The 23317-nt window shown below is 69.8% G+C and carries 23 protein-coding genes; 7 read left to right on the forward strand and 16 right to left on the reverse strand.

Features of this window, described 5'->3' with window-relative positions; all coding sequences use genetic code 11:
* Positions 1-21 precede the first annotated feature (21 nt).
* Genes KB201_RS12495 through KB201_RS12505 form a run of 3 tightly spaced genes read right to left on the reverse strand, consistent with a single transcriptional unit; the run spans position 22 to position 2465 of the window.
* Entirely contained in the window at positions 22-801 is a 780-nt protein-coding gene (locus KB201_RS12495; protein ID WP_058252572.1) for a TIGR00730 family Rossman fold protein, read from the reverse strand.
* 46 nt (positions 802-847) lie between these two features.
* Positions 848-1945: a succinyl-diaminopimelate desuccinylase gene (dapE, locus tag KB201_RS12500; protein ID WP_058252532.1), complete on the reverse strand. Its 1098-nt coding sequence runs from the start codon at positions 1943-1945 to the stop codon at positions 848-850.
* 4 nt (positions 1946-1949) lie between these two features.
* A complete protein-coding gene (locus KB201_RS12505) occupies positions 1950-2465 on the reverse strand; it encodes a DM13 domain-containing protein (RefSeq protein ID WP_211539444.1) in 516 nt (171 codons plus the stop codon).
* A 178-nt stretch (positions 2466-2643) separates the two neighbouring features.
* Here KB201_RS12505 and dapD point away from each other — a divergent pair, with 178 nt between their 5' ends.
* Complete coding sequence (gene dapD, locus KB201_RS12510; RefSeq protein WP_078112956.1) at positions 2644-3609, forward strand: 2,3,4,5-tetrahydropyridine-2,6-dicarboxylate N-succinyltransferase; 966 nt, start codon at positions 2644-2646, stop codon at positions 3607-3609.
* Between the two features lie 48 nt (positions 3610-3657).
* A complete protein-coding gene (locus KB201_RS12515; RefSeq protein WP_058252529.1) occupies positions 3658-3900 on the forward strand; it encodes a DUF3072 domain-containing protein in 243 nt (80 codons plus the stop codon).
* Positions 3901-3912: 12 nt separating this feature from the next.
* On the opposite strand, the gene dapC is transcribed toward KB201_RS12515, so the two are convergent.
* Both dapC and fdxA read right to left on the reverse strand, forming a co-directional pair.
* Positions 3913-5055 carry a succinyldiaminopimelate transaminase gene (gene dapC, locus KB201_RS12520; RefSeq protein ID WP_058252528.1) on the reverse strand — a complete coding sequence of 381 codons (1143 nt, stop codon included), beginning with the start codon at positions 5053-5055 and terminating at the stop codon, positions 3913-3915.
* A gap of 10 nt (positions 5056-5065) precedes the next feature.
* On the reverse strand, positions 5066-5395 hold the full coding sequence (gene fdxA / locus KB201_RS12525; RefSeq protein WP_058252527.1) for a ferredoxin: 330 nt from the start codon (positions 5393-5395) through the stop codon (positions 5066-5068).
* 441 nt (positions 5396-5836) lie between these two features.
* On the opposite strand from fdxA, the gene KB201_RS12530 reads away from it, so the two are divergent.
* A complete protein-coding gene (locus tag KB201_RS12530; RefSeq protein ID WP_078112978.1) occupies positions 5837-6490 on the forward strand; it encodes a cysteine dioxygenase family protein in 654 nt (217 codons plus the stop codon).
* The gene (locus KB201_RS12535; RefSeq protein WP_058252526.1) at positions 6487-6861 is read left to right on the forward strand and encodes a rhodanese-like domain-containing protein; all 375 of its coding nucleotides are present in this window, start codon (positions 6487-6489) and stop codon (positions 6859-6861) included. The genes KB201_RS12530 and KB201_RS12535 overlap by 4 nt, the downstream gene beginning before the upstream one ends.
* Before the next feature lie 245 nt (positions 6862-7106).
* Here the strand turns inward: KB201_RS12535 and cofG are convergent, their stop codons facing one another.
* The 7 genes from cofG to typA all read right to left on the reverse strand — a co-directional run bounded on the left by cofG (position 7107) and on the right by typA (position 16353).
* Positions 7107-8354: a 7,8-didemethyl-8-hydroxy-5-deazariboflavin synthase CofG gene (cofG, locus tag KB201_RS12540; RefSeq protein WP_058252525.1), complete on the reverse strand. Its 1248-nt coding sequence runs from the start codon at positions 8352-8354 to the stop codon at positions 7107-7109.
* On the reverse strand, positions 8351-9856 hold the full coding sequence (locus tag KB201_RS12545; protein WP_091344399.1) for an NAD(P)/FAD-dependent oxidoreductase: 1506 nt from the start codon (positions 9854-9856) through the stop codon (positions 8351-8353). The genes cofG and KB201_RS12545 overlap by 4 nt, the downstream gene beginning before the upstream one ends.
* A gap of 53 nt (positions 9857-9909) precedes the next feature.
* On the reverse strand, positions 9910-11049 hold the full coding sequence (locus KB201_RS12550) for a hypothetical protein (RefSeq protein WP_058252524.1): 1140 nt from the start codon (positions 11047-11049) through the stop codon (positions 9910-9912).
* A gap of 60 nt (positions 11050-11109) precedes the next feature.
* Positions 11110-11508 carry a hypothetical protein gene (locus tag KB201_RS12555; protein WP_058252523.1) on the reverse strand — a complete coding sequence of 133 codons (399 nt, stop codon included), beginning with the start codon at positions 11506-11508 and terminating at the stop codon, positions 11110-11112.
* A 4-nt stretch (positions 11509-11512) separates the two neighbouring features.
* Positions 11513-12403, reverse strand: coding sequence for an N-acetyl-1-D-myo-inositol-2-amino-2-deoxy-alpha-D-glucopyranoside deacetylase (mshB, locus tag KB201_RS12560; RefSeq protein ID WP_211539388.1), 891 nt, complete (start codon positions 12401-12403; stop codon positions 11513-11515).
* Complete coding sequence (locus KB201_RS12565; RefSeq protein WP_137809068.1) at positions 12400-14373, reverse strand: ABC transporter family substrate-binding protein; 1974 nt, start codon at positions 14371-14373, stop codon at positions 12400-12402. Before KB201_RS12565 ends, mshB begins: the two co-directional genes overlap by 4 nt.
* Positions 14374-14442: 69 nt before the next feature.
* Positions 14443-16353 carry a translational GTPase TypA gene (gene typA / locus KB201_RS12570; protein ID WP_058252521.1) on the reverse strand — a complete coding sequence of 637 codons (1911 nt, stop codon included), beginning with the start codon at positions 16351-16353 and terminating at the stop codon, positions 14443-14445.
* A gap of 209 nt (positions 16354-16562) precedes the next feature.
* On the opposite strand from typA, the gene KB201_RS12575 reads away from it, so the two are divergent.
* Positions 16563-16739, forward strand: a complete 177-nt coding sequence (locus tag KB201_RS12575) for a hypothetical protein (protein WP_091344396.1) — start codon at positions 16563-16565, stop codon at positions 16737-16739.
* A gap of 7 nt (positions 16740-16746) precedes the next feature.
* On the opposite strand, the gene KB201_RS12580 is transcribed toward KB201_RS12575, so the two are convergent.
* The 4 genes from KB201_RS12580 to KB201_RS12595 form a co-directional block, all read right to left on the reverse strand.
* Complete coding sequence (locus KB201_RS12580) at positions 16747-17595, reverse strand: DMT family transporter (RefSeq protein ID WP_165630806.1); 849 nt, start codon at positions 17593-17595, stop codon at positions 16747-16749.
* 70 nt (positions 17596-17665) lie between these two features.
* Positions 17666-18739, reverse strand: coding sequence for an ABC transporter ATP-binding protein (locus KB201_RS12585; protein ID WP_211539389.1), 1074 nt, complete (start codon positions 18737-18739; stop codon positions 17666-17668).
* The gene (locus tag KB201_RS12590; protein WP_211539445.1) at positions 18736-20391 is read right to left on the reverse strand and encodes an iron ABC transporter permease; all 1656 of its coding nucleotides are present in this window, start codon (positions 20389-20391) and stop codon (positions 18736-18738) included. Before KB201_RS12590 ends, KB201_RS12585 begins: the two co-directional genes overlap by 4 nt.
* Positions 20392-20398: 7 nt before the next feature.
* On the reverse strand, positions 20399-21466 hold the full coding sequence (locus KB201_RS12595; RefSeq protein ID WP_211539390.1) for a thiamine ABC transporter substrate binding subunit: 1068 nt from the start codon (positions 21464-21466) through the stop codon (positions 20399-20401).
* A 298-nt stretch (positions 21467-21764) separates the two neighbouring features.
* On the opposite strand from KB201_RS12595, the gene KB201_RS12600 reads away from it, so the two are divergent.
* Positions 21765-22595, forward strand: coding sequence for a hypothetical protein (locus KB201_RS12600; protein ID WP_211539391.1), 831 nt, complete (start codon positions 21765-21767; stop codon positions 22593-22595).
* Positions 22596-22794: 199 nt separating this feature from the next.
* Positions 22795-23229, forward strand: a complete 435-nt coding sequence (locus KB201_RS12605; protein ID WP_265965993.1) for a GAP family protein — start codon at positions 22795-22797, stop codon at positions 23227-23229.
* The last annotated feature ends 88 nt before the right edge of the window (positions 23230-23317 follow it).

Below are 23317 nucleotides of genomic sequence, written 5' to 3' on the forward strand. Positions count from 1 at the left end.
CCGGGAAGGTCATATCGACCCTCAGGGTGTCGCGGCCTCGATCGCGGCGACCACGTCGTCGGGGTCGTCGACGACGGTGAGCAGGTCCAGATCCTCGGGCGAGATCATCCCACGCGCGGCGAGGACGTCGCGCATCCAGTCCAGGAGGCCGCCCCAGAAGTCGCTGCCCACCAGCACGATCGGGAACCGGACCACCTTCTTGGTCTGCACGAGGGTCAGCGCCTCGAAGAGTTCGTCGAGGGTGCCCATCCCGCCGGGGAGACAGACGAACGCCTGCGCGTACTTCACGAACATCGTCTTGCGCACGAAGAAGTAGCGGAAGTTCATGCCGAGATCGACCCACGGGTTGAGGCCCTGTTCGAAGGGCAGCTCGATGTTGAGTCCGATGGACTGCGCCCCGGCCTGATGTGCGCCCTGGTTGGCGGCTTCCATCGCACCGGGTCCGCCACCGGTGATGACCGCGTACCCGGCCTCGCCCAGCGCTCGGCCCACGCGGACACCGAGCGCGTATTCCGGCGACTCCGGATGCAGTCGCGCCGAGCCGAAGACGGTCACGGCCTCGGCGACCTCGCTCATCGCATCGAACCCGGCGACGAATTCGGACTGGATGCGCAGGACCCGCCAGGAGTCGCGCATGGTTCGTTCGGAACGACGCGTGGCGTCGCGCGGGTCGACCCATTCCAGCAGGCGGCGGTCCGTGGTCTTGCCGCGCTGGTCCCGCCGAATCCGGATCGGGCCGACGTAGCAGGTGTCGGGGTTCGTTCCGTCTTCGACGGGTTCCGGCTCGGGCGTGGTCGACATGGCGGTCACGCTAGCAGCGCCGTCCGGCTCCGCCGGTCTCGCGAGGTCAGGACAGGTAGGTGCGCAGTAGGTCGGTCACCGCGCGGATCTGCTCCACCGGCACCCGTTCGTCGACGCGATGCGCGAGATTGGGATCGCCGGGGCCCAGGTTCACTGCGGGGATGCCCAGCGCCGAGAACCGCGACACGTCGGTCCAGCCGTACTTCGCGCGGAACCGTCCGCCCGCGGCCGCCACGAGCGCCGCGGCCGCCGGGTGCCCCAGCCCGGGCAGGGCGCCGGCCGCGGAATCGGTGACCTCCAGCCCGATCCTGCCGTCGGCCAGGTCGGCGGCGAACACCTCGCGGACGTGGTCCAGCGCCTGGTCGATCGAACGGTCCGGCGCGAAGCGGAAATTGACGTCGACATGCGCGGCGTCGGGGATCACGTTGCCGGCCACCCCGCCGCCGACCGCGACCGCCGACAGGCCCTCGCGGTACTCGCAGCCGTCGATGTCGACCCGACGGGCCTCGTACCCCGCCAGCGTGGTCAGGACACCGCCGAGCTTGTGAATGGCGTTGTCGCCCATCCAGGATCGGGCCGAGTGCGCTCGGGTTCCCGTCGTCGACAACCGAACCCGCAGCGTCCCCTGGCATCCGGCTTCGATGAGCCCCGCGGTCGGCTCGCCGAGGATCGCCACGTCACCGGCGAGCCACTCGGGGAGTTCGCGTTCGATGTCGTTGAGGCCGTTGAACTCTGCCGCGATCTCCTCGCAGTCGTAGAAGATCAGCGTGAGATCCGAGGCGGGTTCCGGCAGGGTCGCCGCGAGGTGGAGGAACACCGCGTCACCGGATTTCATGTCGACGGTGCCGCATCCATGCAGGACGTCGCCCTCCTCCGAATCCATCTCGCGGCGGTGCGGGAGGTTGCCGGCGACCGGCACGGTGTCGAGGTGCCCGGCGAGGATGACCCGCTGGGCGTGCCCCCGGTCGGTCCGTGCGAGGACCCGGTTGCCATGGCGGAGGATCTCGAATCCGCTCGTCTGCGCGCGCAGCGCGGCCTCGACCGCGTCGGCGATGGCCGACTCGTTGCGCGACTCGCTCTCGATGTCGACGAGCGCGGCGGTCAGTTCGACGGGGTCGGCGGTCAGGTCGAGGTCGGTGCTCACTCCCTCACCGTAGTGAGCCCATCTCCGCGGCGCCGAAGGAGACGCTGAACTTCACGCACCAGAGGAACACCGACGGATAGTCGGCCAGCTCGACGTCGGCGGGGATCTCGTAGACCTGGTTGCCCTTGTTCCCCTTGATCATGCCGAGGTCGACGTGCGGGACGTCCGCGGCCGTTCGCCACCCGGCGAACCCCTCGACCACGTCCCCTTGCGACAGCCACACGTGGACATCAGGGCCGGTGGTCGTGTCCAGGTCCTCGATCGCCAGCACGCGTGAGCCGTCGGGCTGTTCGATGATCGAGACCGTTCCGGATGTCGGGTGCTCATGGCTGATCAGGCTGCCGCGCGAGACGACCACCGGCCCGGCGGGCGGCGGCTGCCCCGGCGTCGACGTCGTGGGGGTGACCGCGACCGGGATCGCGTCGTCGACCTCGGTGTCGACGAAGATCAGCCACGGCTGGAAGACGACGGCCCCGACCGCCAGCGCCGCCACGATCACGACGCCGACCCCGCCCAACACCCACGGCCAGCGGCGTCGGCGGCGCCGGGGCGGTACAGATGGCTGGGGATGACCGGTCATGCTGGCGACCCTACGAGCGGCGCACAGCGCGTGACCAGGTCTTTGGGCCGAATGGATGACGCCGGGGCACCGGTGGCGGGGCGGGGGCGCCGGTGTCGATCACCTAGACTCACCTGTCGTGACATCTACTGGCGCACACGCAACTGGCATCGCGACCGTGATCGACGGGGGTTCGACTCCCGGCGTCGTCCTCGACGTCTGGTTCCCCGAACCCGAACTCGACGGGGTCGAGACCGCGGAGACCGTGATCCTCGACGACGAGTCGACACCGGCCCACCTCCGTGAGCTGGTGGGCGTCGACGAGGCCCGCGGGGTCAAGACCGTCGCGGTCCGCACCGGCATCGCCGACATCTCCGCCGCACCCATCGACGCCTACGACGTCTACCTCCGACTCCACCTGCTGTCGCATCGCCTCATCACCCCGCACGGCGCCAACCTCGAGGGCATCTTCGGGATGCTCACCAACGTGGTGTGGACCAATCACGGCCCGTGTGCGGTCGACAACTTCGAGTCGGTACGGGCGAAGCTGCGCGCCCGCGGACCGGTCACCGTCTACTCGATCGACAAGTTCCCGCGCATGGTCGACTACGTGGTGCCCGGTGGCGTACGGATCGGCGACGCCGACCGCATCCGCCTCGGCGCGCATCTCGCGGCCGGCACCACCGTGATGCACGAGGGCTTCGTCAACTTCAACGCCGGCACCCTCGGGTCGTCGATGGTGGAGGGTCGCATCTCCGCGGGCGTCGTCGTCGGCGACGGCTCCGACATCGGCGGCGGCGCCTCGACGATGGGCACCCTGTCGGGCGGCGGCAAGGAGATCATCGCGCTGGGCAAGCGCTGCCTCCTCGGCGCGAACTCCGGCTGCGGCATCCCGCTGGGTGACGACTGCGTCATCGAGGCGGGCCTCTATGTCACCGCCGGCACCAAGGTCACCGGACCCGACGGCACGCAGATCAAGGCGCGCGACCTGTCCGGCCAGTCCAACCTGCTGTTCCGTCGCAACAGCCTGACCGGCGCGGTCGAGGTCGTGCCGTGGAAGGGCGACGGCATCGCCCTCAACGAGGCGCTGCACAAGAACGACTGACACCGGGGCTCACTGGCCGGATTCGTGATCCCGACGTATGGTGGGCCCATGAGCACATCGAACAATCGTTCGACGAACGATATCGACGACGTCCTCGGCGCGGGCGCCGGAAACTCCACCGAGAAGGACCCGGACGACTGGGTGACCGGCGACGAGCCGATGACCGGCGCGCAGCGGAGCTATCTCGACACCCTCGCACGGGAGGCCGGCGAGACCCTCTCGGCCGACCTCACGAAAGCCGAGGCGTCCGAGGAGATCGACCGCCTGCAACAGAAGAGCGGTCGCGGCTGAGCAGGGCCGGTGTCAGGCCGTCAGACGAGCGACGGCCGCACCGATCCGCTCATCGGTGGCGGTGAGCGCCATCCGAACGTGGCGCTCACCCGCCGGACCGTAGAAATCGCCTGGAGCACAGAGGATTCCGCGGTCGGCGAGCCAGGCGACGGTCTCCCGGCACGGTTCGTCCCGGGTGGCCCAGAGATACAGGCCCGCCTCGGAATGGTCGACCCGGAATCCCGCACCCTCCACAGCTGCTTTGAGCAGCCGACGACGCTCGGCATAACGCTCGCGCTGCTCATGGACGTGTGCATCGTCTGCCAGTGCGGCGGTCATCGCTCCCTGGACGGGGAACGGCACGATGAGTCCGGCGTGCTTGCGGACCGCGAGCAATTCGGCGATCAGTTCGGTGTCGCCGGCGAAGAATCCGGCGCGATACGACGCCAGGTTCGAGATCTTGGACAGTGAGTGGACCGCGAGCAGTCCGGTGTGGTCGCCGTCGCAGACCCTCGGGTCGAGGATCGACAGCGGCTCGCCCTCCCAACTCAGACCGAGATAACACTCGTCGGACACGACGACGGTCCCCCGCTCGCGCGCCCATCCCACGACTTTGCGGAGATGATCGAGGCCGAGGACCTTGCCGGTCGGATTCGACGGCGAGTTGATGAACATCAGCGCCGGGTTCATCGGTCCCAGCGCGACGGTCGAATCGGCCCGCACCGCCCGCGCACCGGCGAGCAGGGCGCTCACCTCATAGGTCGGGTAGGCGACCTCGGGGATCACCACGTCGTCGCCGGGTCCGAGCCCGAAGGTCGAGGCCAGGCCCGCGATCGCCTCCTTGGTACCGATGACCGGCAGGATTCCCGACTCGTCGAGCGATGTGACCCCGTGGCGTCGGATCAGCGACTCCGCGGCCGCCTGCCGCAACTCGCGGATCCCGATCGTCGTCGGGTATCCCGGGAACGCCGAGTTCTCGGCGAGTGCGTCGCGGATGAGTGCGGGCACCGGGTCGACGGGCGTCCCGACCGACAGGTCGACGATGCCATCGGCGTGGGCCTGAGCCGTCGCCTTCGCATCGGCGATCGTGTCCCACGGGAAGTCGGGCAGACGCCCGCTGACGCGGGTCGAGGAGACGCGCAGGGGCGCAGCCGTACGGGAGACAGGACTGCTCATGCGGAGGCGGTCAGTCCTCTTCGTTCATCGGCGGGAGACCCTTGATGAACGCCGGATCGGCCTCGGTCTTGCCGACCTTGCTGGCGCCGCCCGGGGAGCCGAGGTCGTCGAAGAAGTCGGCGTTCGCGCTGACGTAGGGCTCCCATTCGTCGGGAACATCATCCTCGTAGAAGATCGCCTCGACCGGGCACACCGGCTCACACGCGCCACAGTCGACGCACTCATCCGGCTGGATGTAGAGCATGCGTCCACCCTCGTAGATGCAGTCGACGGGGCACTCCTCCACGCAAGCCTTGTCCAACACGTCGACGCAAGGCTCCGCGATGATGTAGGTCACCACTCACTCCTTCGCTAGGGAAGATCCGGGTCGGCGCGACGAGAAACGCAGTTCGGCGTCGAACGGCACTCCGGCGTCGGCGCCGGTGCGGCCCGAGGGCTGGTCGAACCGCACCCCACAGTATCCGCCCCGGGAGACGCTGCGACGAAATCGACCCCCGTCCAGAGGCGCCCGAATCCGGGTTTGAGTAACGAGGATCACATCGCCGACCGCGAGACGCCGCTCCGGGTTTCGTTCAGCGTGCCGCCAAACCTCGACGCCGCGACGATCCGCGTGCAGAGTCGGGCGCATGATCGTCGTCGACGAATCCGTCCTCACCGGACACCGACCCAGGGGCGCATGTGCCCGGGTGCCGCACCGACCCACCGCGCGGTCGATGTCGATGTGCTGTTGCTGAACCGATCGGCCTCACCACATCCTCTTCGACCCTCGCAAGGATTCGCCATGACCTCCACCCTCGCCCGCACCGAACGGGCGCCTCAGTCCGCCATATCGTCTCTTTCCTCCGCCCGGAATCGGGCTCGGACGTCGTCGCCGCTGCGCGAGCGTCCGGGTACTGCGGCCCCGCGCGCCCTTGGTCACCTGCCGACGCGGCTCCGGCCCGCCGACCTCCTCCGCATCACCGACCAGGGCGTCGCAGACGTCCTCGACGGTCGCCACGACGACCTGCTCCCGGACGTCTGGGACGAACGGCATCGCTGGTCGACGCGCCTGCACGCCGACGACGACGTCGACGTGTGGCTGATCAGCTGGACCCCGGGCGAGGCCACCGAACTCCACGACCACGCCGGTTCGCTCGGTGCCCTGACGGTGTTGTCGGGCAGCTTGCGCGAGTACCACTGGACGGGAGACGATCTGGCGGTGCGCATCCTCGACGCCGGCGACCAGGCCGCCTTCCCTCTCGGGTGGGTGCACGACGTCGTGCGGAACCCGGTCGTCGCCGCACCGGAGATCGGTGCGGAGACCAGCCCTCTGGTGACCCCGACGCTCAGCGTGCACGCCTACTCACCGCCGCTGACCGCGATGTCCTACTACGACATCTCCGAGGGCGGCCACCTGCGCCGCGACCGGACCGTTCTCACCGACCAGCCCGAATGAGCACTCCCCGCACCATCGACGACGTGCTCGCCGACGCACGGTCGCGGATCGCGCGGGTCGAGGCCGTGGACGTCCCCGCCGAGCTGGCCGACGGGGCGGTGCTCGTTGATATCCGTCCCGCGGCGCAGCGCGCGGAGGAGGGCGAGGCCCGGGGTGCTCTCGTCATCGAACGGAATGTCCTCGAATGGCGGTGCGACCCGGCGAGCGACGCGCGCATCGACCAGGCCGTCGACCATGACGTCCGCTGGATCGTCCTGTGCTCCCAGGGGTATACGTCGAGCCTGGCCGCCGCGGCCCTGCAGGATCTCGGATTACATCGCGCCACCGACGTCGTCGGCGGATACGAAGCGCTCGCACCCGTTCTCGGCTGACCCTTCGATCGCACGTCGGTGTCTGCGGCCTGGCGGCCGTCGTGGACTACGAAAGAACTCGCCGTGCTCGGCGCGAGCCCAATCACTGCTCCCTGAGGAGGCCGGAGCTTGCGGAGGCCGTCACGAAGGGTCCTGGTGAGTCGGGTTGCGAAGACCCTTCGTGACGCGCCCTCCGCAAGCTCCGGGCGCTCCTCAGGGAGCGGGGGCGGGACTCCGCACGCAACCTCGAGGGCGCAGAGTGATTCTCAAGCGACGGCGGGCCACGGACGCGGAGCCGGGCGGGTGTCGACGGCGAGGCCGGTCACCGGGTCGGCGAGCGCGGCGACGTGCTGGGTCAGTGCCGGGTCGATCCAGTCGGCACCGTTCAGCACATACGGCGGCTGCGCGGTGATGCGTTCGGTGAGAACGAAATCGGACTCCGCGGTGCGGGCGGCCAGGGCGTCGAGGTGAGGCCACGGGCGTTCCGGGTTGACGTGATCGGGAGTCAGCGGCGACACCCCACCCCAGTCGTCGACGCCGGAGGCGATCAGCGCGGCACATTCGGCGGGCGACACCAGGTTCGGGGGCGCCTGGATCCGCATGTGTGGGCCGAGGACGACCCGGGCGACCGCGACGGCGGCGAGGAACTCGGTCATCTCCGCGTCGGGGGTGGAGCGCATCGCGGTGTCCGGCTTCGCCCGGAAGTTCTGCACGATCACCTCCTGGATGTGCCCGCCTCGGGCGTGCACATCCGCGAGAGCCAGCAGCGATTCGGCCCGCTCGGTGAGTGATTCGCCGATCCCGACCAGAATCCCGGTGGTGAACGGGACACGAGCGGTGCCCGCATCGCGCAGCACCTGCATGCGGACCAGCGGGTCCTTGTCGGGACTTCCGTAGTGTGCCTGGCCTTTCTCGGTGAACAGGCGACGCGACGTCGTCTCCAGCATCATGCCCATCGACGGTGCGACCGGGCGCAGACGGAGCAGTTCCTCGAGGCTCATCACCCCGGGATTGAGGTGCGGCAGCAGACCTGTCTCCGACAACACGGCGACCGCGGCGGCACGAACGTAGTCCAGCGTCGAGGAGTAACCCCGTTCGGCCAGCCATTCGCCGGCCTGCGGCCACCTGTCCTCGGGGCGGTCACCCAGCGTGAAAAGCGCCTCCTTGCAGCCGAGTTCGGCACCGCGGCGCGCGAGGTCGACGACCTCGTCGAGTTCCAGATAGAGCCCCTCCCCCGCGCGGGCGAGCTTTCCGGGGACCGTGACGAAGGTGCAGTAGTGGCACCGGTCGCGGCACAGGCGCGTCAGCGGGATGAACACCTTGCGGGAGTAGGTGATCTGCCGGGACCGGCCGACCGCGGCCAGCCCCTCGTCTCGGAGCGCCCCGGCGATCGATTGCAGTTCGACCAGGTCGTCTCCGGCGCAGGACAGGAGCGTCACGGCCTCGTCGAGACCGATCGGCGCCCGGTCGCGCGCGGCGTCCAGGGCCGCGCGGACGGTCAACTGCTCGGTCATTCCTCACCCTCCTCAGGTGTTCCGGTGCCGGCGTCGTCGGGACGGGGTTCGTACGGTTCGGGGTCGAAGGTGCCGTTGCGTTCGCGAAACGACGCCGCGGTGCCCGGCCACAACAGGGTCAGGCGACCGCTGTCGGGGTCGACATACCAACTCTCACAACCGGTCAGCCACACCGTCGACTCGCTGCGAGCGTCGATCTCCCGCGTGTATTCGTCTTCGGCGGCAGGCGAGACCGCCAGCGTCGTGATCCCGTTGCCGGCCATGTACTCCAGCGCGCCCAGGACGTAGTCGAGTTGCGTCTCGATCATGTAGATCGCCGAGTTGTGGCCGAGCGCCGCGTTGGGCCCGTCGAGGACGAACATGTTCGGGAAACCGCTGACCACGGTCGAGGCATAGGACGTCATGCCTGCAGACCAGTGGTCGGACAGCCGCCGACCGGCACGACCGGTGATGCGCGATGCGGCGGGCGGGCGTGCGGATTCGAAACCGGTTGCCATCACCAGGACGTCGAGATCGTAGGTGTGACCACTGTGCGCGGTGGCCTTGGTCTCGGCGACCGACGTCAGAGCACTCGACTCGAACACCACATTGGGCCGCTGCAGTGCCGGATAGAAGTCGTCGCTGAGCAGGATTCTCTTGCAACCGATCTCGTAGTCGGGGGCCAGCTGTTCACGAAGGTCGGCATCGGCCACCTGCCCGTGGAGGTGATCCCGTGCACGGGAACGGATCTCGTCGATGTCCGGATGCAACCCGAGCCGCTGCCGGAACGCCGCATCGGCTTCGGTGAGCAGTCGGTCGCGCACCTCCGCCGCGACGACGGGGTCGAGCATGGCAGCGCGTTCGTCGTCGGTGTAGAGACGGTCCGCGCGCGGCACGACATACGGTGGCGTACGGCAGAACACGACGAGATCGTCCGCGGCGTCGGCGAGATGCGGGATGAGCTGCACCGCCGACGCACCGGTTCCGACGACCCCGACCCGCGCACCCGTAACGTTGACGTCGTCGTGCCAGGCGGCCGTGTGGACGACCTGTCCCGGGAAGGTGTCGAGTCCGTCGATGTCGGGGATGCGCGCCTCCGACAACCGTCCGACCGCCAGCACCAGCGAGCGAGCGCGGAAGGTGACGGCCCGGCCGTCCGGCGCCGCCGCCGTGATCACCCAGTGCGCCCCCTGCTCGTCCCAGACCGCTTCGCGTAGTTCGCGATTGAGTTCGATGCGGTCGGCGAGTCGTTCGTCGACGACGATCTGTTCGAGATAGCTGCGGATCTCGGCGCCACGAGGGAACCGCGCCGACCAATCGGCCGGCGGCCGGAACGAGAACGAGTACAGATGGGCGGGGATGTCGCAGGCGATGCCGGGATAGGTGTTGTCGCGCCACGTGCCCCCCACGCCGTCGGCGCGTTCGAGCACGACGAAGGACTCCCGCCCGCGGCGTGCGAGCTGCGTCGCCATCCCGAGCCCGGCGAAGCCCGCGCCGATGATGGCGACATCCACGTCGTCCATCGTCAGCGCGCGCTGCTGCGCTCCGGCCGCCCGCCCGGAAGACATGCTCCGGCTCACGCGGACACCTGTGGCAGCGGGAGTTGCCGGTCGGGCTCCGGCACCCCGTAGCGGGTGGTGCGCTGACGCGGCCTCCGTCCGGCTCGCGCCGCGATGTCGACGACAGCCGCGGCGTCGAGGACACGACCTGACTCCGGTCCCGCGCCCGGCATCAGGGTGCCGTCGAGCAACAGCCCACCCAGGTCATCCGCCCCGCCGCGCAACACCAGATCGACGGTGGCCGCGGGCAGTTTGGTCCACGCCACCTGCAGATGATCGAGGAGGCCTGCGGTCATGAGGCGGGCGACGGCGTGCAACGCGCGGGTCTCTCGCTCCGACGCGGTCCGCGAGGCGGTGTCCGCCAAGTGGGGCGGCACGTTCTCGGGAAGCAGTGGCATCAGGATGAGTTCGCTGAAACCGCCCGTGCGACGCTGGATCTCGAGTAGCAGTCGAAGATGGGCGATCTGGTGTGCGGGCGTCTCGACGTGCCCGTAGAGCATAGTCGCGGTGGAGAAGAGACCCACGCGGTGGGCGGTCTCGATGACGTCGACCCAGCTGCCGACCGGCGGCGCCGTGCCGGTGGGTGAGAGCGTCACCCGGACGGTGTCGTCGAGGATCTGGGCGGCGGTCCCCGGCACCGACCCCAGGCCCGCTGTCCGCAGCCGCTCGAGGTGTTCGACGATCGTGATCCCGGCACGCTCGGCGCCGTCGACGATCTCCGGGGCCCGATAGGCGTGCAGGTGGAGCCCGTCGGCGGCACCCGTGATGTCCTCCACGAGTCGGACGTATCCGTCGGCCGGCAGTTCGGCGGGCAGGGGTCCCTGCATGCAGATCTCGGTCGCGCCGAGTGCGACCGCCTCGGCGACCAGTTCGTCGAGACCCGGGTCGTCGGGTCCGAGCCGGCTGACGACCCCGGTGTCGAAGTTGCGGTTGACCACGAAGGTCAACACCTCCGCGTCGGTCACCTGCCGACGCACGGTGTCGGCCAGTTCGCACAATTCGTCGAGCTGCGCACCCGAGGCACCCAGGAGGGCGACCCAGCCGTCATCGTCGAGGGCGTCGGCCCCGAGAGTCGGGTCGTCACGGACACGGCTCAGTGCGGCCGTGACGCGCTCGATCGGGGCCATGATGTCTTCGGCCCACGCGCGCAGAAGCATGTCTTTCACTCTAACGCCGCCCCTCGCGACACAACGCGGAGCGCCCCTGCGGAGCGGTGGTCAGTCGGGTTCGGGCAGCCGCCCCGTCCAGCCCAGCGCGGCGCACGGCCCGACACCGAGGACGACGAGCAGCAGGGTCTGCACGAGGTAACCACTGCTGATCGAGAGCACGACGTCCCCGCCCGGGCCGGGGAGCCCGCCGGCGATCACGACGACGAGCCCCCATGCGGCGAGGGGCCCGTACCGCCACGGGGTCGCGGTGAGGCCGGCCGCGAGCCAGAGCAGGACCGCATTGACCACGCCGGCGGCAAGTGCCGCGACGGGCAGGGCGACGCCGCCGAAGCGCTGATAGGTGAACGCGACGCTCAGGAGCCCGATCGCGAACCCGTCGACGACGAGGAACCCCAGGAGCAGTCGGTCGACGACGGAACCCGATACGGGCCGAACAAAGCGGGCCATCGAGTCAGTCGATCCCGGCGAACAGGTCCGACTCGCGCGTGTCCGTGGCACCGAGGGACTCGTGACGCTCTGGTTCGGTGAGGATGAAATGCTCCGCGCGGGCGATCGGCTGCAGGATGTTGTTCGACAGCGCGTATTCGGTCCCGGACGCCGCAACGGTCACCTGCGTGGCGTGGGCGGCCAGGGCGGCCACCTTCTGGGGGAGGTACGCGCTGATGTCGATCTCGGTGGTGATGTCGACGTCGGGATAGCTCGGCAGCTCACCGTCGCGGGGCATCCGCCAGCCGTCGGGTACCGCGGCCACGCCGGCGAGCCCGGAGTCCAGTGCGGTGCGTTCGGTCACCGATTCGTAGATCTTGGTCGGGCCCGGCCCGACTTCCCGGGCCCGGGCGACCGCGGCCGTTGTGACCTCGTGCACCAGTTTGTGGTCGGGATGGCCGTACGTACCCGAGACGTCGTAGCTGACGACCACCTGGGGTGCGAAGTCGGTGAGCACGTCGACCAACGCCTCGACGGGCTCGTCGAACGGTGCCCGCACGAGTGCGCGCGGGTGGTTCGCGGACGGGGCGCCGGCCATCCCGGAGTCCCGCCATCGGCCCGCACCGCCGAGGAATCGCGGCCGCAACGCGGGTCGGCCGGCGGGACTGAGCTCGGCCAGTGCCCGCGTGAGTTCGAGTACCCGGAACCCGCCGAGCTGGTCGGCGCCGCCGTCGGCGACCAGCTGGGCCCACTCGTCGCCGATCACCTCGCCCTCCTCCCCGAGCGTGAAGGTCAGCACCCGCACGTCGACGCCCTCGGCGAGGTACCGGGCGATGGTGCCGCCGGTCATGATCGTCTCGTCGTCGGGATGAGCGTGGACGAGCAGCAGCCGGCGATCCGCCGGGACACCGGTCACGTCAGCTCCCAATTGACCGCGGTCCCGAAGATCGAGACCTGGATGGGTCCGGTGAGCGGGACGTCGCGCACCGCGGACGTGGTGCCCACGACCATCGAGTCCTGGTACAGCGGCCGGTAGATCGCCTGCGCGGCGAGGAGCGGCTCGGCCTCGTTCAGCGTCGGGATCGGGTCGTCCTCGGAGAGTGCGGTGCGCGCGAGCTCGATGAGCCGCGGGTCACACAACCCGGACACGTTGCTGGCATAGCTGTCCCCGGGATCGCCACCGCTCGGCGCGATGCTGGTGGGCGTCGGCGGCGTCGCGGGCGACGGTTCGGTACCGGGCTTGGGCTGGTTGCAGTCGACCTGCGACGCGAGCGACGACGCCGGCGGCACGCCGAGCCCCGACCACCCGACGACCAGGTCGACGCGCTGGTTGGTGAGCGCCGACCCGTACAGCTCGCTGTTGGGCAGCGTCACGACCTGAGCGCGCACCCCTGCACCTCGGAGCTGGTCGACGATGCTCGACGCGGCCGACGTGGTCCGCGGATCGCCGGCGACCGCACCGACACGGACGATGAGGTCCTGCCCGTCGCGCTGGAACGGCAGGATTCCCTCGGGTAGTTCAGGTACCTCGACCAGACCCTCGTTCGGGGTCTCGCTCACCCCGGGCGTCGCCGACCCGCCGGCGGACGGCGCCTCGGACGCGGGCGTGGACCCGGACGGGGACGACGGCGACACCGAGGAGGGCTCCGACGACGACGCCGACGGCACCGGGGATGCCGAGCCGACGGGCTCGGGCGCGGCGCGGCGGTAACCGGCGGCGCCGAGCAGGGCGTCGACCTCGGCCGCCCCGAGGCGCGGGCGGTCGACCGGTGAATAGCCCGGATCCGACGGCGCGAAGACGGTGTTCGCGAACGGTTCGACGACCCAGTCGCCGGCACCGGCGAAGGTGGTCAGTCGCGGATCGACCAACCCGAGGATCGCGCGCCGGACCTCCACCGAGCTCATCGCGTCGGTGCGGGCGTTCACGCTGACACCGAGTGACCGCGACGTCAGGCTGCGGGCGGTCTCGAGACCGGGCAGCGCGGTCAGTTCCGCGTCGGTGGCCGGCGAGGCGCCGAGGGCCACGATGGCCGAGTCGCCGGATCGTACGGAGTCGAGCATCTGGGCCGATGTGCCGGCGCGGCGGAGGACGATCTGATCCAACCGGGGCGGGGTGACCCAATACCGGTCGTTGCGGGCGAGGCGGACCTCGTCGCGGGTCTTGTCGATCCCCACGATCGCGTAGGGCCCGGCCGAAACCGGCTTGCCGGTGTCCATCCCGGTCTGGAAGCCGGCCGGCGCACCCTTGAGCACGTGACTGGGCAGCAATCCGGTGAACAGCTCTCGCCACGCGGGGTACGGCGACTCGAACCGCACCTCGACGACCTTGCCGCCCTCCCGGGACTGCACCGAGTCGATGAGCCGGTAGCCGGCCGGTGCCACGACGTTGGGCTGCCGGGACATCTGCTGCCACAGGAAGTTGAAGTCGTCGCCCGTCACCGGCAGGCCGTCGGACCACTGGGCGTCGGTGTGGATGCGGTAGGTCACGGTGAACGGCGCCCGCGACGTCACCTCAGCGGAGGTGACGAACGAGCGCTGCAGTTCCCACACCGTCCCGCCCGGGGTCTGGACCGGCGCGAACGCGCTGGGCAGCGTCATCGCCGCGACCGCCGTGGTCACCGGATTCTGGTCGGCGGCGATGTGCGGGTTGAAGCCCGATCCGACCGAGTCGGTGGCGATGTAGATCGTCTTCTCCACCGGGTACTCGGTCGGGGTCGGCGGTGGCCCGGTGTCGCGGACCGGGGGCGGCGGATCCGACATGCAGGCGGTCAGCACCACGAGCAGGGCGACGCTGCACGAGAGCATGCCGAGCAACCGCCCACGGACCCGGTTCGCGGCCTCGCGGCCCGGTCGTGGTCTCGCGCGATTCACCTCGGATACCCCCATGACGAAGAAGCTTCTCGGTCCGTCGGACGCGCCCGCCACCGTGATGCGGCGCCGGAGCGCCATCGACACTCAGCTGACGGCGGCATCCCGGGACTTGGCCCGCGAGCGCTCACGGGCGCGCGTCGTCGAGTCGAGGTGCACCTTACGCACTCGCACGACCTCAGGGGTGACCTCGACACACTCGTCCGCGGCGCAGAATTCCATGGCGCCCTCGAGGTCGAGTTGCATCGGCTTGGCGAGGGTCTCCATCACGTCGGCCGAGGACTGACGCATGTTGGTCAGCTTCTTCTCGCGGGTGACGTTGATGTCGAGATCCTCCTGGCGCGGGTTGATCCCCACGACGTGGCCCTCGTACGAGTCGTCGCCCGGGTTGACGAAGAACGTGCCGCGGTCGGCGAGCTGGATCATCGCGAACGGGGTGACCGTTCCCGACCGGTCGCTGACGAGCGAACCCGTGTGGCGCGCCCGGATCTCGCCCGCCCAGGCGTCGTAACCCTGGAACACCGCGTTGGCGATGCCGGTGCCGCGGGTCTCGGTGAGAAAGTCGGTACGGAACCCGATGAGGCCGCGCGAGGGCACGATGAACTCCATCCGGACCCAGCCGGTGCCGTGGTTGTTCATCTGCTCCATGCGGCCCTTGCGGGCGGCGAGCAACTGGGTGACCGCGCCGAGGTACTCCTCGGGCACGTCGACGGTCAGATGCTCGAACGGCTCCTGGACCTTGCCGTCCACCTTGCGGGTGACGACCTGCGGCTTGCCGACGGTCAGCTCGAAGCCCTCACGACGCATCTGCTCGACGAGGATGGCCAGGGCGAGCTCGCCACGTCCCTGCACCTCCCAGGCGTCGGGCCGGCCGATGTCGAGCACGCGCAGCGACACGTTGCCGATCAGCTCGGTGTCCAGACGCTGCTTGACCATGCGGGCGGTCAGTTTGTGGCCCGACACCCGGCCCGCCAGCGGCGACGAGTTGGTGCCGATGGTGACCGAGATCGCCGGCTCGTCGACGGTGATGCGCGGCAGCGGCTGCGGGTTCTCCAGGTCGGCGAGGGTGTCGCCGATCATGATCTCCGGCATACCGGCGACGGCCACGATGTCACCGGCCGATGCGGACTCGGCGGGCGCCCGGTCGACTCCGACGGTGGCGAGGAGCTCGGTGATCTTGGCGCGCTCGACGACGGCTTCACCGTCGACCTCGCGGCACCAGGACACCTGCTGGCCCTTGCGGAGGGTTCCGTTGTGGATGCGGACGAGCGCGAGACGGCCGAGGAAGGCCGACGCGTCGAGGTTGGTGACGTGTGCCTGCAGCGGCGCGTCCGGGTCACCCTTGGGCGCCGGGACGTGTTCGAGCAGGACGTCGAAGAAGGAGTCGAGGTTCTCCCCCGCCGGGATCTCGCCGTCGGCCGGCTGCTCGGTGCTGCAGACACCGGCGCGGCCCGAGGCGTAGAGCACGGGGAGCTCGAGGACGAGTTCGGCGGCCTTCGCGGCCTCCTCGTCCAGGTCGGAGGCGAGGTCGAGGAGCAGATCCTGCGTCTCGTCGACGACCTCCTGGATGCGGGCGTCGGGACGGTCGGTCTTGTTGACGACGACGATCACCGGCAGCTCGGCGGCCAGCGCCTTGCGGAGCACGAAGCGCGTCTGCGGCAGCGGGCCCTCGGAGGCGTCGACGAGCAGGACCACGCCGTCGACCATCGACAGGCCGCGCTCGACCTCACCGCCGAAGTCGGCGTGGCCGGGGGTGTCGATGACGTTGATGACGACCTCGGTGCCGTCCGGCTGGCGCCGGTGGACCGCGGTGTTCTTGGCGAGGATGGTGATGCCCTTTTCACGTTCGAGGTCACCGGAGTCCATCACCCGGTCGACGACCTCGGCGCGCTCGCCGAAGACGCCGGACTGGCGCAGCATGGCGTCGACGAGTGTGGTCTTTCCGTGGTCGACGTGCGCGACGATCGCGACGTTGCGGAAGGTGGGGACAGCGCTCACTGGCTCTCTTTCGTGTGGTTGGGGACCGGCAGCGGCGGCCGGCGTCCGGGTCACTGCCGAACGTCTGGAACGTTCGCAGCCGAACGGCTCTGACCGGCGCGGGGAGCAGATCACCTAGGGATTCAACGTCACAGACTATCGGCTCGGGCGGTGAGACCGCGATCACAGCACCCACAAGAGTTGTAGTTAGGGTCTGCTAACCTCGCCGTATGGGCAAGGTCGACCCGACCAAGGTGGGCTCTCTGAAGCCCAAGAAGAAGTGTTGCAAGAGTTCGACGCGCTGTGTTCGCTGCCCGGTGGTCATTCACCGGATGCGCAAGCTCGACACCTCCGACATGTCGAAGAAAGAGCTGCACAAAGCACTGAAGAAGGCGCGCGCCGCCTGATTCGCGGTCACCCCGGCGGCATCTCCGCCTCGCGATCGTCGGACCGGCTGTCGTCGTCGACCGATCGCACGGCCACCGCCACCGCGACGAGCGCGATCCCTACCGCTTCGAGGGGCCGCGGCACCTGCGCCAGCGCGAGCAACCCGATCACCGACGCCGTCACCGGCAGCAGCGCGAGCAGGATCGCGAACCTTGCCTGGCCGACCCGCCGCAGCACGATCTGGTCGAGTGCGTAGGGCACCGCGGTCGACGCGATGCCGAGCAGCAACCCCTGGGCCAGGACCACCGGCAGCGCGGCCCCCGCGCGTACCGCGTCGGCCACCCACCACGCGAGCGGCGCGGTGAGCAACGCGGCCACCGCGAAGCCGGTCGCCAGATCCTCGACGCCCGTGCCTCGCGCCGCGACCCGTTTGCCCAGGACGATGTACCCCGCCCAGCAGGCGGCCGCGGTCAGCGCCAGGACGACGCCGATCGCCGTTCCCGACCACCGGACATCGGCGATCAGGACCACGCCGACAGCCGCCAGGACGAGTGCGGCGACATCGCGACGCGTCGCAGAACCCAAGGCGGCCACCACGATCGGGCCCAGGAACTCCAGGGCGACGGTCGTGCCCAGGGGCAGATGCGCGAGCGCCTCGTAGAAGGCGATGTTCATCCCGGCGGTGATCAGCCCGAAGCATCCGGCGAGGCGCAATCGCTCCCAACGCCAGGCCGTCCGGGCCGGTTGCACCCACAGCAGCAACACCAGCGCGGCCCCGGCGATCCGCAACCACGCGACGGCGGCCGGGGAGATGACGTCGAACAGGCCGACGGCGACGGCCGCGCCGAGATACATGGAGGTCGCTCCGACGACCATCAGTCCCGGCGGGACCAGCAGGTCCCGCCGTGTCACCGGCACGACGACCGCCTCGCCGGCCCACGCGGCGTCACGACCCGATCACCGCGACCCGTTCCGGCACCAGACGCACCCGCATCCGGTCGCCGATCGCGACGAAGGCGTCGGTGACCGCATCGATCTCGCCGACCGGGGTGTCGATGCGCACGCGCGGCCCGGCCGGGAGTTCGGCGACGAGCACGACGGTCGCCGTCGTTCCCGGCCTCTCCGGCGCATCGGACGGCGTAGGTCCGATCGCCACCGACTCGGGCCGCAGGCCGAGCCGGCACGAACCGTCGGGACGATCCAGCGGCATCTCACCGAGGACGGTCTGCGCGACGCCCGAGCGGACCTGCGCGTCGACGACGGTCGTGGCGCCGAGGAAACGCGCGGTCCACTCGTCGACCGGGTGTCGCCACAGCGCCGCCGGAACGTCGGTCTGGATCATCACCCCGTCCCGCATGACCGCGATCTCGTCGGCCATGGTGGCCGCCTCGGCGTGGTCGTGGGTCACCACCATCGTCGGCACGCCGGCCGCTCGCACGATCTCCGAGATCTCCACGGCCAATTCGTCTCTCAACCGCCGGTCGAGCGCGGCGAGCGGCTCGTCGAGCAACAGCAGACGCGGACGCGGGGCCATGGCACGCGCGAGCGCGACCCGTTGGGCCTGGCCGCCCGACAGGGTTTCCACGAGACGCTTGTCGTAGCCGGTGAGTCCGACGACGTCGAGCATCTCGGCGACGCGATCGGCGATGGCGCGACGCGACCAGCGCCGCACCTTCAGCCCGTACGCGACGTTCGACGCGACACTGCGCCCGCCGAAAAGTTGCCCGTCCTGGAAGACGACCCCGAAGTCCCGCCGATGGACCTCGACGCCGGCGAGGTCGACTCCGCCGAACCGCACCGTTCCACCGACCGGCGACTCGAGTCCGGCGATCGTCCGGATCAGGGTCGACTTGCCGCACCCCGACGGGCCCAGGATCGCGGTTACCAGTGACCCTTCTCCCCCGAGCCGCCACGACAGACCGTCGATGACGGTCTCGCCGCCGTACGCGACCGTGAGGTCGCAGACCTCGAGTACGAATTGAGCCTGTCCGGCAACGTCTTTCGCGTTCTGCGTGGTCACAGCAGCGGCACCTCCGAGCGGGGCCGGAACGCCTCGACCACGACGACTGCGACGACCGTCGCGATGACGAGGACCACCGAGGCGGCCATGGCGGTGGCCAGGTTCTCGGCGCCTGGGCGGTTCAGGGCGGACCCGATGAGTACCGGAAGGGTGGTCGTGTCCGCGCGGGCGAGGAAGCTCGTCGCGCCGAACTCGCCCAGGGCCATGACGAAGGCGAACCCACCGGCAGCCCCAATCGACCTTCCGACGATCGGCAGGTCGACGGTCGCGAAGACGCGAAACGGCGTGGCTCCCAACGTCGCCGCGGCATGCCGCAACCGGACCGGCACCGACTCGAGTGCGGGCATCATGATGCGGATGACCACCGGAATCGCGATGAGGGCCTGGACCAGTGGGATGACCGCGGGTGATGCGGCGATCTCGTACGGCAACGACGCCAGTACGATGAGGTAGCCGAATCCGAGTGTGACAGCACTGATCCCGAGCGGGATGAGCGAGACGGCCGAGCCGATCGCCCCGACGACTCCGTGCGCGCGATGCAGCGCGACGGCGGCGAGCGTCCCGACCACCAGGGCGATGGCGGTCGCCGCGGTCGCGGTCACCAGCGAATAGCGCAGGCTCTCCAGGGGTGTCACCCCGTTGACGGGTTCGGCCAGTGCGCGGTAGCCGGCGAGGGTCCAGTCGCCGTGGGCGACCGGCCGGACCGACCGCACCACCAGCACCAGGACCGGTCCGACGAGGAGGACTGCTGTCCACGCCCCCACCACCCAGACCGCCGGCCGCGTCCAGCGGCCGCCGGCGACCCTGCGGTTCCGTTCGGCCCGCCGGGCGCCGCCACCCGATCCGCGGCTCGCCGGATCCGCGAACACCCGCGTCAGGAGCAGCGCCGCAATGACCACCACGATCTGCAGCATCGACAGCGCGACCGCCTCGGGAATCCGGAAATATCCGATGGCCTGCGTGTAGATCTCGGTCTCCAGGGTCCGCAGCTCCCCGGCGCCGAGAATGATCACGACGCCGAAACTGGTGGAACAGAACAAGAAGATCAGCGCGGCCGCCGACGCCGTGGCGGGCACCAGGCGCGGCACGACCACGGTCATGGTCGCCCGAATCCGGCCCGCCCCGAGCGACCGTGCCGCCTCGAGCAGTCGCGGGTCGAGGTTGCGCCAGGCCGCCCCGACGACGCGGACGACGACGGCGATGTTGATGAACATGTGCGCCGCGAGCACGGCCGGCAGCCCGGATTCGATGTGCAGGAACGCCAATGGGCCGGACAGCAGGGAGCGGAAAGCGACACCGACGACGACCGTCGGCAGCACGAACGGCACGGTCACCACGACGGCGAGCACGAGCGCGGTGGTCCCGCGGACCCGGGCGAACAACCACGCGATGGGTGCGGCGGCGGCGAGTGCCAGGACCGTCGAGGCGGCCGCCTGGCCCAGGGTGACGCCCAGAAGCCCGAGGGCGTCGGTACGGTCGAGCAGTTCGATCAGGCCCACCCCGGAGTCACGGGCGATCGTGACGGCGCGCCGGACGAGCGCGATCACCGGCCAGGCGAACAGCACCACGACGAACAGCGCCGGGACGACCCACAGCGCAACCGGTCCGGCGGCCCGGGCCACCCGGGTCACCACTGTCCCGGCCGGGGTCACCGAGTCGTCACCGGCCGACCGCGGCACGCCACTGATCGAGCCACATCTCGCGGTTCTCCGCGATCGTGGCGGGCGGCAGCGACGACATCCAGGCGGGCACCTCCGCGCGCGCCGGCCATCCCTCGGGCAGCGGGGTGTCGCGCTGCACCGGGTAGACGTACATCGAGTTCGGGAGTTCCTTCTGCACAGTGGGACTCAGCATGAAATCGACGAGCCTGCGGGCGCCGGTCGAGTTCCGGGTGCCCTTCAGGATGCCGATGTACTCCACCTGCGGGAAGCAGCTGTCGAGCAGCGCGCTCGTCCCGGGCGTCGCCGCCGGCGACGAGGCATAGGACAGCACGATGGGTTTGTCGCCACGGCCCTCGCCGGCGGTGAAGAGCTGGTTGTAGGCCACCTCCCAGCCCGAGACGATGGTCGCGCCGCCGCCGACGACCTGCCTCCAATAGTCCTGCCAGCCGTTTCCGAGCGCACCGACGGTGGTGAGCAGGAACGCCGTGCCCGGCGAGGAGGTCGCCGGGTCGGTCACCGCGGTGAGCGAGGCGAATTCCGGGCGGGTCAAGTCCCGGAAGCTCGCCGGCGGGGTCAGAGACCTGGATTCGAACCAGCCGTCGTCGATGTTGAGGCACACATCCCCGCGGTCGACGGCCGTGAGCTGCCCCTCCGCGCCGGGCACCGCGAAATCGGCGGCACCGTCGGCCGCGGCGGGTGACTCATAGGACTCCAGGGCGCCGGCGTCGATCGGACGCGAGGCGAAGGTGTTGTCGATGCCGAAGACCGCGTCTCCCTTGGGCGCACCCGGCGTCAGTGACACCGTCGACGCCAATTGCCCGGCGTCCCCGGACTTCACGATCTTCAGGGTCAGCCCGGTCTCCTGACGGAACTCGTCGATGACCGACTCCGGCAGTTCGAAGGAATCGTGGGTGAGCAGCGTGACCTCGCCGCCCGACGACGAGTCGTCGGCGCAGGCACTGGCCGTCGTCGCTGCCAGTACGACCGCGACGGCACCGACCACCAGGCGCGTCAGTCGCGACCTCCCGCGTGGGCGACCCGACGCGTCAGCGCGCAGCTCTGTCACTTCAGACTCCTGTTCGACCGTCCCCGATACCCGATTCTCCTCATCCAACCAGGTTGCCGCCTGTCCGTAAGATCCAACCGCCCGACGTCACTTCGATAACAATTGCATCAATTACCACTCTAACCCCACCCGTAACATGCCGGCGGTCTGGACAGTGGAACCCGCGGGGGGCTTAGAATGACCCGCGACGACCCGGGTGAGAGGATGGGCTGTCCGCTACCCGACACCCGGGCGGATGACACGACCCGCGAGGCGCCGATCAACTGATCGTCGGCGCCACGACCGTTAGGACACACCAGTGCGTTTCTCCCGGCCACTGAGGTTGCGATCCGGCCATGCCCCGCATCGACTCCGGACCCGTCGACTCCTCGTCGCCGTGTCGGCGCTCGCGGCGGCGACCTCACTCGCGATGCCGATGGCCGCGCAGGCCGCCCCGCCCCCGAAGGTCGACCAGCGCGTGCTGGAGTCGCTCGGCGCGTTCGCTCCCGCGATCATCGGCTCCGTGGCGACGCCCGGACCCGACGGCAAGGTCTCGGTCGACCTGCTCCGCCAGGCCCAGTCGTTCGCCGACACCCCCGGTATGCCGGCTGAGGTGAGCAAGATCTGGCGCTCGATCGCCGACTTCCTCGGCGAACCCGGCCGCAAGCAGGCCGCGCGTCAGCTCGCCGCCGAGCCCAAGCCCGGCGATCCCGAGATCCCGCAGGGCCCGAACGCCCCGAAGATCCAGGAATTCCTCTACCCGACCTTCGGCCTCGGCTGCATCCCCGGCGGCGGTTCGCTCGGTCGCGCCCTGGTCACCGCCGGACCGCAGGAGGCACCCGCCCCCGGCCCCAAGCGCGGCGAGAGCGGTTACGTCTACACCTCGCTCGGCACGGGTCCGGCGATCGACAACAAGGCCGCGCCGCTCACGGTCAGCTGGTTCAACGTCGACACCGGTCGCACGGGTACCACGACGCTCAAGCGCAACCCGAAGATCAACGTGAAGGAAGGCCCCGGCACTTTTACCGGTATCTCGCGAACCGGCAAGGGCCGCGTCATCTCGGCGATCCACGGCAACGTCACCACGAAGACGAAGGGCAAGGTCGTCTCCTGCACCATCGTCCCGGTGATCGGGCTCGCGATCATCTGATCTCTTCTCCTCTCACAGACGAAGGCACCCCGACTCATCGCGGGGTGCCTTCGTTCGTTACCGGTCGAGAGTTCCTCACGGGATGCGACCATGGCGTACGACGACACGGTCGGCGGCCACTTCGTGAGGATTCTCGATGGGACCCCTGCTCGGTGAGTTACTACCCCTTGCGGTGGGTGTCGCGGTGTCGCCCGGTTAAGTGAAGATCGCGCTCGGTGTCGTCCTGCTCGTCGTCGGGTTGCGTCAGTGGCGTTCCCGGCACGCGGAGTCCGCGACGCCGAAGTGGATGTCGGCCATCGACGAGATGCGTCCGGTGACCGCCATGGGTACCGCGTTCGCGCTGGCGGCGATCAATCCGAAGAATCTCGTTCTCTGCGGGGCGGCGGGTGTCTCGATCACCTCGGGCGCGCTGTCGATGCCGCAGGACGTGATCGCGGTGGCGATCTTCGCACTCCTGGCCTCGACCTCGGTCGTGGTCCCGGTCGTGGGCTACCAGCTCGCCGCGGCCCGCCTGCGCGATCCTCTCGACCGCCACAAGTCGTGGCTGCAGGCGAACAACGCGACGGTGATGGCGGTGCTGATCCTGGTCATCGGAGTCGTGTTGATCGGCAAGGGAATCGGCGGCGCGAGCTGAGCGTGCCGACGGTGGTCGGCCTCTGTGCGGCGGTCCGAGGCCGTGCTCGCGGGCACTGAACCCGCAGTTCGCCGCGGTTTCGGTCTCT

Source organism: Gordonia sp. SCSIO 19800 (assembly GCF_018132775.1).
Lineage (GTDB): Bacteria > Actinomycetota > Actinomycetes > Mycobacteriales > Mycobacteriaceae > Gordonia > Gordonia hongkongensis.